The following is a 12,637-nucleotide window of genomic DNA, read 5'->3' as shown; positions in this document are numbered from 1 at the left end:
TAAGTCAATCGAATTACGCATCAAAGAAAAGACCCGGCGCATGCAGATCATGCCCGGGTCTTTTCTTTATCTTGCGTCTGTGACAGTTTAGAATTGTTTCAGCGCTGCGACGATTTTCGCTTCTGCTTCTTCCGGTGTCACATCTTCTTTCACAAATTTCTGACCGGTGATGTTCTCAAACAGCTCGATATAACGCTCGCTCACGCTGTTAACGAAAGCGTCGGTCATTTCAGGTACCTGCTGACCGTCTTTACCCTGGAAACCGTTTTCCATCAGCCATTCACGAACAAATTCCTTGCTAAGCTGGCGTTGTTGTTTGCCGGCTTGCTGATTTTCTTCGTAACCTTCAGCATAGAAGTAACGGGAAGAATCCGGTGTGTGGATTTCATCGATCACGTAGATGGTGTCACCAATTTTACCGAATTCATATTTGGTATCTACCAGGATCAGACCACGTTGTGCAGCCAGCTCCTTACCTCTTGCAAACAGCGCGAGGGTGTATTTTTCCAGTTGCTCGTAATCTTCTTTGCTCACCAGACCCTGGGCAATGATTTCTTCACGGGAGATATCTTCATCGTGACCTTCATGTGCTTTGGTGGTTGGTGTGATGATTGGCTCAGGGAAAAAGTCATTTTCCTTCAGGCCTTCCGGCATAGTAACGCCACAGAGTACACGCTGTCCGGTTTTATAAGTTCTCCACGCATGACCGGTGAGGTTTCCGCGAACTACCATTTCTACCGGGAAGGTTTCGCATTTCAAACCTATGGTTACGTTAGGCAGCGGGGTACTTTTTACCCAGTTAGGTACGATATCCTTAGTAGCTTCCAGCATGATGGCCGCTACCTGGTTCAGTACCTGTCCTTTGTAAGGAATAGGACGGGGCAATACCACATCAAACGCGGAGATACGGTCACTAACGGCCATTACCATGAGTCTGTCCTCAATGGTGTATACATCACGTACTTTCCCTTTGTAAAAGGCGGTCTGACCCGGGAATTTGAAATTTGATTCTAACATGAACTATTAATTAAAGATTGAATATCACAGATTAATTATCACAATTGCGAGGTGCAAAAGTAACTATGATTTGCATGATTCAAACTGATTCTTCTGATTTTTTTACCTTTTGTTGATTTTATTGGGGGGATGATAATTGTTTGCTGTTTGTAGCGTAAGGCCGCAGCAAACTAATGATCACTTCATTTTCCGGGTATTGTGTGAGATGGGGCCTGAGCGTTTCGGCGTCAGTAGCCCGGAGGTGTGCCGGCACATAACCCATACCGTAGAACCGGCCTTTTTCCAGCAGGATACAGCTTTGTTCATCGCTATTGCGGCCTTTGTCCATGATCACTACAGACGGTTGCTGCTCCTGCAAAAAAGCGATGGCCGCTTTCACCCGTTGGTTATAGGTTTCAGGGGCTTCCCGTTTGTCGCAGGCTCCATGGCAGGTGGCAGCCGTCACACCGGCACAGGTACCCTCCCCCTTTTGCAGAAAACACAACTTAGGACACAGTTCAAATTGTTTGATCAGGGCGCGCAGCAGCCGGTGCCCGTCTATCAGCATGTTAAAAGCATGTACGGGCGTACTGAACTTCCGTCTTTTCTCGATTGCCAACCGGAGGTACCCTTCCTGGTCTTCAAAGAGATAGAAGCCGTAGCGGAACTCCACCCTTTTCTGGGCACGGTTGAATGCCGGCCAGAGCCGCTTTATCTCCACCGACTCCAGGATACAGGCCATCAGCTCCGTACCGGTTTCCTGATAAGTGATATTAAAGATTGTCCGGAGGAAATTCTGTCGCTGCCTGCTGGCGCTATGACCGGAGAAATGACTGTTGACACGTTTACGTATATCCTTGGCTTTTCCTACATACACCACTTTGCCTTTGACATCATGAAAATAATAGACACCCGGTACTTCCGGAAGCTGTTTCACCACCTCCGGCTCCAGGTTAGGTGGCAGGAACTGCTCTTTGGAGCCTACTTTGAGGGCGGTGGCGATGGCCTTTTCTGTGTCATGCTGCAGCATCAGGGCAAAAAGTTTGGCGGTAGCTTCCGCATCGCCGCCGGCGCGGTGGCGGCCGTTGACCGGAATATTCATATGCCGGCAGAAGTTACCCAGGCTATACGAAGGCAGGCCCGGAAAGATTTTGCGGCCCAGCCTTACAGTACAGAGTTTTTTGCATTGCAGTTCGAAGCCGGCAGCCGCCAGATGATGCTTTACAAAGGAATAATCAAAGTTGACATTATGCGCTACAAAGATCCGGTCCTGTAACAGCCCATGTATCATCGGTGCCACCGCTTCAAAGGGCGGAGCTTCTGCCACCATACTGTTGGTGATGCCCGTCAGTGATTCTATGTAATAAGGAATAGGAACACCCGGATTAATCAGCGTCTGATAATGCTGGGTGACCTCCCGGCCATCAGACAGGTAGATGGCGATCTCGGTAATTCCGTTGGCGCTGGCATGGCCGCCTGTGGTTTCTATATCTACTATTGCGTACACCTTACAAAGATAAAGGTTGTTGCTTTTTGTTCAACCTTCTTAATTGCCTTAATGCCAGCAAAAGATAAAAAATCTACGACACAACAGGTGAATCACTGATCCTGCGTGATCCCCCTGTTTGTACAATGGAGGTGTCAGCGGCAGCAGCGACGACAGCCTCAACACAATTGAACAATTTTTCATGCATAATGTTTATATTATGCAAAAAAATTTAAACATAAGCTGAGACAGCATACTTCCTTACTAAAGCGTTATATTTAACCAGTCCGGGAAATTTTTGTACATCATTAAGTTTATTTTATCCATTTCAACCCACTGCACTTTATCTGAAATTTGCAGTGTCAATAAGACAAACTATTTAATCATCAATAAAACATCTCATCGATTATGGCAAAACTAAAATGGGTATCCGACGCCGATCACAGCGAACTCTCTTTCAAGATCAGACACCTGATGATTACCAATGTTACCGGCAGGTTTACCAACTTCCGGGTAGAAGCTGAAACAGAAGGAGAAGACTTTCTAAACGCCAAAGCTACTGCTACGGTTGATGTGGATTCAATCACCACAGCCAATACGCAGCGTGATGAGCACCTCCGTTCCCCCGACTTCTTTGATGTCAACAAGTTCCGGAACATCAGTTTTGCAGCCACCAAAATTGAAAGTGTGGACAATGACGGCTCTTATGTACTGCATGGCGATCTGACCATCCGTGATGTGACTAAAAACGTGAAGCTGGATGTTGAATTCGGTGGCGTTGTAAAAGATCCCTGGGGCAATACCAAAGCCGGTTTTACGATCAATGGTAAAATCAACCGCAAGGATTTCGGATTGACATGGAACGCCGCGACAGAAGCCGGTGGCGTAATGGTCAGCGATGAAGTAAAGATACAATGTGAAGTACAACTGCTGAAGCAGTAATAATACTGACGACTGATTTTTTGATTTTCGATTTTTTGATGTGACTACGCATTCATCAGAAAATCGAAAATCAAAGAATCCTCAAAATGAAAAGGCATATGGATCAAGCAATAACAGGACTGCATCATATTACCGCGATTTCCGGTAATGCAAAAAAGAATTATGATTTTTATACGAGGATAATGGGATTGCGTTTTGTTAAGAAAACGGTGAACTTTGACGATCCGCATACCTATCACTTTTACTATGGAGACAAAACAGGTAGCCCTGGCACAATTCTGACATTCTTTCCCTGGGAAGATATAATGGCCGGACGCAGAGGCACCCATATGGCCACAGAGATTGGCTATTCCATACCGGAGGGCAGCATTAATTTCTGGCTGAAAAGGCTGGATGCCGCCAATATTATTTACAACAAGCCTTCTTCCAAATTCGGGGAGATATACCTTACTTTCCTGGACCCGGACGGACTTAAGATAGAGCTGACCGTACCTGAAAAAACAGATGACCGTGTACCCTGGGAAACAGCCGAGGTGAGCGCTGAAAACGCCACCCGTGGCTTTCATCATGTCACGCTGACCCTGGACGACATACAGGCCACCGCCGATCTGCTGGTATCCGTTTTCGGGTTTGAGTTGATTAAACATCATGCCAACCGGTACCGTTTTGCCAGCCCTGCCGGCGATACCGCCAATTATATCGATCTGGTAGAAGCCAAGGGCGAACTCCGCGGCCATGTGGCTGGTGGCAGCATTCATCATATTGCCTTCCGCATGAAAGATGATGCTATGGAACTGCACTACCGTGAAAAACTGGAAGCACTGGGATTAAATGCCACTCCACAGCTGGACCGGAAATATTTTCGCTCTGTATATTTCAGAGAGCCGGGCGGCGTGCTTTTTGAACTGGCTACAGACACGCCCGGATTCACTGTAGATGAGTCTGTTGACGAACTGGGTACGCATCTGATGTTGCCCGCTCAATTCGAACCACAGCGGGCAGAGATAGAACAGAAACTGATTAAACTGGTTTAAGATGGACTTTCAACCCTTGCAATATATTTACCAGCCGGCAGCTAACCATAACGCCTATACGTTATTATTACTGCATGGTACCGGTGGTGATGAGCGGGATATGTTGCCGCTGGCACCGGCTATGGCACCGCATTTCCATGTATTAAGCCTTCGGGGCAATGTACAGGAACAGGGTATGCCCCGCTTCTTCCGCCGGCTGTCCATGGGCGTTTTTGATGAGCAGGATGTACATTTCAGAACACATGAAATGGTCCACTTTCTTAAGGAACTGTCGGCCAAAGAAGGGTTTGACCTGCAGCAGCTCGTAGCTGCCGGGTATTCCAACGGTGCCAATATTGCAGGGGCTGTGCTGATGCTCTATCCCGAACTGCTGGCAGGCGCCGTACTTTTCCGGCCTATGCAGCCGTTGCATGGTATTGAAGATCCGTTTGAAACCACGCGGCAACAGCCTGTATTCATGAGCTCAGGAAAAACAGACCACACCGTAGAACCTGCTGCCACCGCAGCCTATGCCACCCTGCTAACTGCCAACGGCTTCCAGGTAAGCAACTACGATATCAATGCAGGACATCAATTAACACAACAGGATATTGACCTGGCCGCAGGCTGGGTAAAGGAAAATTTCCGGTAACACCGCAATAAAATGAACGAAGAAGTAAAAGTAAGTATCGAAGGAATTCCGTATCAGGTATCAATTTCAGCACGAGACCACCGATGGCTGGCAGATGAACCGGCAGAGGTGTCTGGTGGCGATACCGGCCCTACTCCCGGCGAGTTATTACTCAGCAGTCTGGGCTCCTGTACCGCCATCACGCTCACTATGTATGCGGCACGAAAAAAATGGCCGGTGGAAAAGATAGATGTAGAACTCCGGTTTGACAGTGATGCCAAACCAGATCCAAAAACAACCGTCATCGAATGCCTCGTACATATTACAGGCGACCTCGATGAAACACAAAGGAAAAGGCTGATGGAAATAGCCCATGCATGCCCTGTTCATAAAGTACTTTCGAACCCTATTATTATCAATACTAAAGCAGATTGATATGAAAGACATTACCAAAACATACTCCAATGGTGAAGTAACCATCGTATGGAAACCCGAAGTGTGCAAACACTCGGAAGTATGTTTCCGCGGCCTCCCTGAGGTATTTGATCCTCATGCCAAACCATGGATCAATGCTGCAGGCAGTAACACAGAACGGATCATACAACAGGTAAAAAAATGTCCATCCGGTGCGCTCACTTATTTTATGAACAAGGAAGTGCTGGCAGATGGATCATCTCCGGAGATAACCGCAAGCAGCCTGGCAGAGATAGTACCTAATGGTCCGAGGCTGATATATGGCAGCATTCATACAAAGGATACATCCGGCCACGAAACACAGGAGTATAAGGTTACCGCTTTCTGTCGCTGTGGGAGCTCTTCCAATATGCCCTACTGCGACGGTACACATATTAAAACAGGATTTACAGACAACGAATAATATATGGAACTTACTATTCAGCAAAACACCACCAAACACCAGTTCGAAACAGTGGTAGACGGGCACACCGCCTTTATTGTTTATAAACTGTTCCCCGGCGGCATCGCCTATATACACACGGAAGTACCGCCGGAACTGGAAGGTAAAGGTATTGCCTCCCAACTGGCCAAATATGTATTGGAGTATGCACGGGCCAACCATCTGAAGGTAAAACCCTTGTGCCCTTACGTACACGCCTATATGAAAAAACACCCGGAATACAACGATCTATTATGATCAGGTTATCAATTACGAATTACGGATTAACACAATTTTTCATTCATTCGTAATTCGTAATTGACTACAGAGATTCACTAATAGCCCTGGCGGAATCCTGGTGCACCATCAGAACAGGCAACATTTTTCTGGCCCATTCTTTCAGTGTTTCATCCTGCAGGTTATTGGCGGCGTTGTCAAAATCCTTCACATCCTGGTTATGGTGGTCCACCATCTCGCGTATATATTCCTTATCAAAGCGTTCCACCTTTTTTTTGCTCCATCTATCGATAAAATTCTTTGATGCGGTAGACAGTTCTGTTGGCAGTACAATTCCTTTTCTGCTGGCAATTGTCTTTAACTGATCATTGGCTTTGGTATGTTCTTCCACCATCATAGTGGCAAATGCTTTCACTCTCGGGTTTTCAGCCTTTTCCTGCGCCAGTTTTCCCAACTGTATTTCCATCATGTTTTTGTCAGCTGCGTCCACTGCAAACGCAGAAGAGGTGTCATCCACTTTTCTCATTGTCTCATTGATGGCGTTGGCTGAATCTTCAGGTTTCTCATGTTGTGGATTGTGTCTATTGCCACAGGAATGCAACATCCATGCACCCAACAGCGCCGTTACAAAAAAGATTGACTTTTTCATGGCTATTGAAATTATTGGGTAAATAAAGGTTTCTCTTTCTCCCTGCATGCGACAAAAAAGGTACCATGTGCGGAAGAAGCAGCATTAATTTATTAAGGAAGAAGATGTAATGAAGATAGGCTAATGGCCGGGGATGCTTTATTGTAGAAGCATTTCCTCAGTATGTAAAATAACGGGGGATAAAAAAACGGGGTCGATCGTAATTGATCAACCCCTATAAAGTTATTGCTGGGTGGCAAGATAGATAATGACAGCTGCAACGATAATAGCGACAATAAGACCGACTATTTTCATCCAGCTGTAGGGGCGGTCGCCCGTCACTTCGCCGGTGCTGGCGTTGACTACAAAATGATACAGCTTGTTATCATAACGGTAAGCACTCAACCATACCGGCAGCAACAGGTACTTCAGTCCGAGCTCGTTATACTGGACATTGTAACTGTCAATAGACTGCTCATCACCACCAATATCTGAACGGATTTCATCCTGGATAACGGGGTCCATTCTCTTTTTGGCGATGGCCAGTCCCTGCTCTGCATTGGTCTGGTAGAGTTCTGCCCTGAAACCGCTCAGATAGCGCCCATCGTAGGCTTTAAGCTGGTCCAGATGCCAGGGTTCCAGTATCTCTGCCATTTTACGGGGCAGCGAAGGACTCGCAGTAACCAATACATCACGGAATGAATTATCTACTACGCCGGAAGCGTTGTACCAGGCTGTATGACGCACCTGACGTGTACGTGTCTCCGTTTTACCATTCACTTCCTCTGTATAGGTTTCGGTAGTGTAATAGTATTCTCCCCGCTGACCACGATAGGAAGTCACGGTATTGGTATCATAACTCCAGTGAGGTATATATACCCCTTTCAGTTGCTGTCTGGAAGCATCTTTTACTTTTCTTACCAGATCAGACGGCGCAAACCACAACTTGCTCATCCATTGCTGGAAATATTGCTGGGCTTCCTTATCGCTCACTACGAAAGGTAGTACATAATGTGGCTGCAGGATGGTTGTTGAAGTCCCCTGCTGCACTACCAGCGGCGAAGCACAGAAAGGACAGGCATCAGCAGTAACATTGGGGAGCATGGTAGTAGAGGCACCGCAGCTATTACATTTCACCACCACAGCCTGCTCCGTATTTTCTGTATGACCTTGCAGATCTGCAATAAAAGTATCATAGTCAAATGCATGAATACTTTCGGGTACTGCATTTTCTTCTTCAATAGTATTCACTGTGCCGCAATACTCACATTTCAGGCTGTTGGTACCGGGGGCATAATGCAGTATGGCGCCGCAATTCTGACATTTCAGCGAGGATACTGTTTCACTTGTTTTTTCCTCAAAAGACATAGATGATAGCGGGAAAATTTATACATCAGAATAATGAATGGCGTATATCGTCCACGGATATACGCCATTCACTTACATTTACTATCGGGAATAGGTTTAAGGCAGTGGTGGCGGTACGGTAGCCAGCACAGGGGCCAGTTCCGGTACCGTGGAGGCAGCGGCCCATGCGGCCATACCTGTTTTCCATACCAGTGTTTGTGACTGTAAACCGCCGGATGCAGCCAGTTGTTTCAGCTGGTCCATATTGTAAGGACCGGCCTGTTTACCTTCAACAGCTACATAAAACGGTTCTGTACCAGGCAATGGTGGAGGCATGCCTGGCCCGGCGGCAGGCTGCTGTTGATTAACCTGGTTGTTCTGGAACACATTTCCTACCTGTCCCATCATGGCAGCGCCCATACCGGCACCCAGGCCGGCGGCAGCCAGGCCACCCGAAGGATTGGCAGCGGCTTTTTCCATGGCATTGGCTGCCTGGAACTGCGCATAAGCGCCCAGGTTGCCCACGATACCCATGCTGCTGCGTTTGTCCAGCGCCTCTTCCACTTCCGGTGGCAGGGAAATATTTTCGATGAGAAACTTTGTCAGGTCCAGACCCAGTTCGTTAAACTCTGGTCGGATCTTATCGGTGATCAGTTGTGATACTTCATCATACTTTGCCGCCAGGTCGAGCACCGGGATCTTCGCTTCCGCGATAGCATCCATACCGCGGGAAACGGCCAGATTACGCAGCTGCTCATTGATACCATCGACGGTGTACTCAGGGTTGGTGGCAGCAACTTCCTTCAGGAATGTAGTTGCATCGTTCACACGGAAAGCGTAGCTGCCAAAAGCACGCAGGCGTACTGGTCCGAATTCCACATCCCGGAGCATAACCGGGTTTTTGGTGCCCCATTTCTGGTTGGTGAACTGCCGCATGCTTATAAAAAACACATCTGCTTTAAAGGGGCTGTTAAAACCATATTTCCATCCCTGTAAAGTGGTGAGTATAGGCATGTTCTGAGTAGTCAGTGTATACATGCCCGGTTGAAAAACATCAGCAATTTTACCTTCATTCATAAAAACAGCCACCTGCGATTCTCTGACCGTCAGTTTGGCGTTCATTTTTATTTCATTCTGGTAACGGGGAAACTTCCATACAATGGTGTCTGCGGACGGGTCTGTCCACTCAATAATGTCAATAAATTCATTCCGGAGTTTATCAAATATTCCCATATAACAGGTTTTTTAGAACATCACTGGTCAAATTTATAGAATTATTTATTGGAAATACTAATAATGAAGTGTTATAATTTCAGCAATCTGGCATTGATAGCCACAATTACCGTACTCACTGTCATTAACACCGCACCGGCAGCTGGGCTCAATAACACGCCCCAGTGATAAAGTACGCCGGCTGCCAACGGCATGGTGATGACATTGTAACCGGTAGCCCAGGCCAGATTCTGGATCATTTTACGATAAGTGGCTTTACCAAAACGTATCAAGCTTACGATATCCTGTGGATTGCTATTGACGAGTACAATACCTGCTGTTTCTGCAGCTATATCAGACCCGGAGCCAATGGCAATACCCACATCCGCCTGAGCCAGTGCCGGTGCATCATTGATACCGTCGCCGGTCATTGCTACAAACTGCCCTGCAGCCTGTAGTTTGCGGATTTCTTCCAGCTTCTGGTGAGGCAGCACTTCTGCAATATAACTGTCAAGTTGCAACTGCTTCGCTACAGCCGCCGCTACTTTTTTGTTGTCGCCTGTGAGCAGTACAGTGGCGATACGTTCCTTCTTCAGTGTCTGCACAGCCGGGAAGGATTCAGGCCTCAGTTCATCTGCCAGCACTACATAACCTGCAGGCTTGTTATTAATAATCACATAGGATAACGTACCAGTGCCATTCTGCGCCACTTCCTGTTGTTGTGGAAACTGTTCTTTTACATAGGCGGGGCTCACCACCATCACCTGTTTACCTGCGACACTTGCCTGAATGCCCTTTCCAGCCATCGCCTGCATCTCTGAGGCAACGGGGATCTGCAGTCCCAGTGAACGGGCTTTGTCTACAATACCAGTGGCAATAGGATGCTCTGACTGTTGTTCCACTGCTGCTGCGAGTACCAGTATATCTTCACGGGAGTAACTATTGTCGAGTGTTTCCATCTGCACCACCTGAAACTTACCAACGGTGAGGGTACCGGTTTTATCAAATACCAGCGTAGTGATTTTACGGGCATTTTCAAAGGCCGTCCTGTTTTTTATAAGCAGCCCGTTTTTGGCAGCCATGGTGGTGGAACGTGCTACTACCAGCGGCACTGCCAGACCAAGGGCATGCGGACAGCAGATCACAATCACCGTTACCATCCTTTCCATGGCAAAAGAAATAGACTGTCCATCTATACGCCAGTATACAAAAGTGCTGATACCTGCTACAATGGCGATGAGCGTCAGCCAACGGGCTGCCTTGTCGGCGAGCAGTTGTGTATTGGACTTAGCCTGCTGCGCATCATTCACCAGTTTGATGACCTGGGAGAGGTAGGAAGATGCTGCGTTATGCGATACTTTTACATGCAATGCATGGTTACCGTTGATGGAACCGGCAATAACCCTGTCGCCTATACTTTTTTTCACGGGTTTTGATTCACCGGTCAACATGGATTCATTGAGATAACTGCTGCCATCGGTTACAGTACCGTCAGCAGCTACCTTTTCTCCGGGTTTTATCAGCACCACATCACCCGGTTGCAGGCTATCTGTTTTCACTTCCCTGATACTGCCATTTTCCACCAGATGCGCTTCCGCAGGCATCAGCTGCACCAGCAGTTCCAGCTCACGGGATGCTCCGGCCACCGACTTCATTTCAATCCAGTGTCCCAGCAACATGATCAGAATCAGTGTGGCCAGTTCCCAGAAGAAGTCCATACCCCGTAAACCAAACAGCGTGGCCAGGCTATAAATAAAAGCCACCGTAATGGCAAAACCTATCAGGGTCATCATTCCCGGGTTACGCTGGCGCATCTCTGACAACCAGCCCGAAAGGAAGGGCCATCCTCCGTAAAAAAAGATGATGGAAGAAAGAGCAGTCAGCACATACTGATCACCAGGGAAACTGATCTGTAATCCCAGCCAGAGCTGTATCATCTTAGACAGCAGCATTACCGGAACAGTCAATACCAATACCACATAAAATCTTTTACGGAAATCGTTGATCATCGCCTGATGGTCGTGGCCCGCATGTCCGCCATGTCCACCATGTTCCGTGTGGGCGTCATGGTTAGTATGGTCTGTATGATGATGGTGGGGATGTTCTTCATGCTTCGTGTGGTCATGTACGTGGTCCATAGGCTCTTTGTCGTGATGGTCATGGTCCATGTGCATATGCATGTGCTGGTGTTTTTCCATAGCGATAACCGGTTTTAGGTATTACAACTGTATAGTTTAATTGTTGTAAAATTGCCGATTACATAGCAGGAAAATTTATATAATCCCTGGAAAGATTTACATGATTATATCATGGGATTACCTGTTGCATCCATTTGGCGGCCAGTACGGGCCATATCTCCGCAGCCGTATTGCCCGGACGAAGTCCATAGCCGTGTCCGCCTTTGGCATAGAAATGCAGCTCAGCCGGTACGCCTGCATCCCGCATAGCGCCAGCCATTACGAGCGCACTGTTGCCATAGGTATCATCAGCAGTAGCGAAAATAAACATGGGAGGTGTTTGTTTGTTGACGGCCAGCTCTGGAGTGAGTTTACGCCCTTCTCCCTTATCGAGATAAGCCGGATAGATGAGCATACCAAATGCCGGGCGGGCAGATAACGAATCGGCCTTGTCTACCGGCGTATAGGTTTGTACGTTATATAGGGTAGCAGCTCTGGCGGTAAGGCTACCACCAGCAGAAAAGCCCATCATACCAATTTTTTCCGGGTCCAGCCCCCAGGTAGCGGCGCGGCTGCGTACCACACGTATCGCCCGTTGCGCATCCTGCAATGCGCCGGCTTCTTTCCCGGGCACCCGGTATTGTAATACAAAGGCAGTATAACCCAGCTTATTGAGCCAGGCAGCAATTTCATAGCCTTCCAGGTTGATGGCCAGGATATTGTATCCCCCACCGGGGCATACGACTACGCCAACGCCTGTACGATGTGCTCCGGTGGCTGGATATACTTCCAGTACCGGATCGGTCACATCTGTCAGCCTAACTACATTCCTGCTGCCATCCGGTGTAACAACGGCCGGATGTCGGGCATTTGTTTCCCCAGGCACGGCACCGGGCCACAGATGTATCTTTTCTTTCTGTTGAGCATAGACCATAACGTACTGCGTAAATATCAGGATGAAGGTAAAGAGCTGTTTCATAACGGGAAATTTGGGTCTCAACAAATGTAACAAATGTTTCCTGTACATAAAAGGACAGCCTCCCCTCTGGAAGCTGTCCTGCCATTTAAGCACC

Annotated in this window: 13 protein-coding genes; 6 read left to right on the top strand and 7 right to left on the bottom strand. The window is 47.7% G+C overall.

The annotated features are described in order from the left end of the window. Nucleotides 1–87 precede the first annotated feature (87 nt). A complete protein-coding gene (locus KD145_RS02130) occupies nt 88–1,017 on the bottom strand; it encodes a phosphoribosylaminoimidazolesuccinocarboxamide synthase (RefSeq protein WP_212004273.1) in 930 nt (309 codons plus the stop codon). A gap of 118 nt (nt 1,018–1,135) precedes the next feature. Continuing rightward, nucleotides 1,136–2,503, bottom strand: a complete 1,368-nt coding sequence (locus KD145_RS02125; protein WP_212004272.1) for an exonuclease domain-containing protein — start codon at nt 2,501–2,503, stop codon at nt 1,136–1,138. A gap of 387 nt (nt 2,504–2,890) precedes the next feature. Here KD145_RS02125 and KD145_RS02120 point away from each other — a divergent pair, with 387 nt between their 5' ends. From KD145_RS02120 to KD145_RS02095, 6 genes are all read left to right on the top strand, one after another. Then, nucleotides 2,891–3,424, top strand: a complete 534-nt coding sequence (locus KD145_RS02120; RefSeq protein WP_212004271.1) for a YceI family protein — start codon at nt 2,891–2,893, stop codon at nt 3,422–3,424. 98 nt (nt 3,425–3,522) lie between these two features. Next, nucleotides 3,523–4,458: a ring-cleaving dioxygenase gene (locus tag KD145_RS02115; protein WP_212004270.1), complete on the top strand. Its 936-nt coding sequence runs from the start codon at nt 3,523–3,525 to the stop codon at nt 4,456–4,458. A gap of 1 nt (nt 4,459) precedes the next feature. After that, entirely contained in the window at nt 4,460–5,089 is a 630-nt protein-coding gene (locus KD145_RS02110) for an alpha/beta hydrolase (RefSeq protein WP_212004269.1), read from the top strand. Between the two features lie 12 nt (nt 5,090–5,101). After that, the gene (locus KD145_RS02105) at nt 5,102–5,503 is read left to right on the top strand and encodes an OsmC family protein (protein ID WP_212004268.1); all 402 of its coding nucleotides are present in this window, start codon (nt 5,102–5,104) and stop codon (nt 5,501–5,503) included. 1 nt (nt 5,504) lies between these two features. Continuing rightward, nucleotides 5,505–5,945 (top strand): (4Fe-4S)-binding protein, encoded by a 441-nt coding sequence (locus KD145_RS02100; protein WP_212004267.1) that lies wholly within the window; start codon nt 5,505–5,507, stop codon nt 5,943–5,945. A gap of 3 nt (nt 5,946–5,948) precedes the next feature. After that, nucleotides 5,949–6,221 (top strand): GNAT family N-acetyltransferase, encoded by a 273-nt coding sequence (locus tag KD145_RS02095; RefSeq protein WP_212004266.1) that lies wholly within the window; start codon nt 5,949–5,951, stop codon nt 6,219–6,221. A 64-nt stretch (nt 6,222–6,285) separates the two neighbouring features. On the opposite strand, the gene KD145_RS02090 is transcribed toward KD145_RS02095, so the two are convergent. The 5 genes from KD145_RS02090 to KD145_RS02070 form a co-directional block, all read right to left on the bottom strand. Next, the gene (locus KD145_RS02090; protein WP_212004265.1) at nt 6,286–6,849 is read right to left on the bottom strand and encodes a DUF4142 domain-containing protein; all 564 of its coding nucleotides are present in this window, start codon (nt 6,847–6,849) and stop codon (nt 6,286–6,288) included. A 222-nt stretch (nt 6,850–7,071) separates the two neighbouring features. After that, the gene (locus KD145_RS02085; protein ID WP_212004264.1) at nt 7,072–8,196 is read right to left on the bottom strand and encodes a hypothetical protein; all 1,125 of its coding nucleotides are present in this window, start codon (nt 8,194–8,196) and stop codon (nt 7,072–7,074) included. Nucleotides 8,197–8,292: 96 nt separating this feature from the next. Next, entirely contained in the window at nt 8,293–9,408 is a 1,116-nt protein-coding gene (locus tag KD145_RS02080; RefSeq protein ID WP_212004263.1) for an SPFH domain-containing protein, read from the bottom strand. 71 nt (nt 9,409–9,479) lie between these two features. Further along, entirely contained in the window at nt 9,480–11,585 is a 2,106-nt protein-coding gene (locus KD145_RS02075; protein ID WP_249219710.1) for a copper-translocating P-type ATPase, read from the bottom strand. Nucleotides 11,586–11,694: 109 nt separating this feature from the next. Next, nucleotides 11,695–12,543: an alpha/beta hydrolase gene (locus KD145_RS02070; protein ID WP_212004262.1), complete on the bottom strand. Its 849-nt coding sequence runs from the start codon at nt 12,541–12,543 to the stop codon at nt 11,695–11,697. Nucleotides 12,544–12,637: the final 94 nt, after the last annotated feature.

The sequence above is a fragment of the Chitinophaga sp. HK235 genome (assembly GCF_018255755.1).
Taxonomy (GTDB): Bacteria; Bacteroidota; Bacteroidia; order Chitinophagales; family Chitinophagaceae; genus Chitinophaga.
This window is presented reverse-complemented; position numbering and strand designations above follow the sequence as displayed.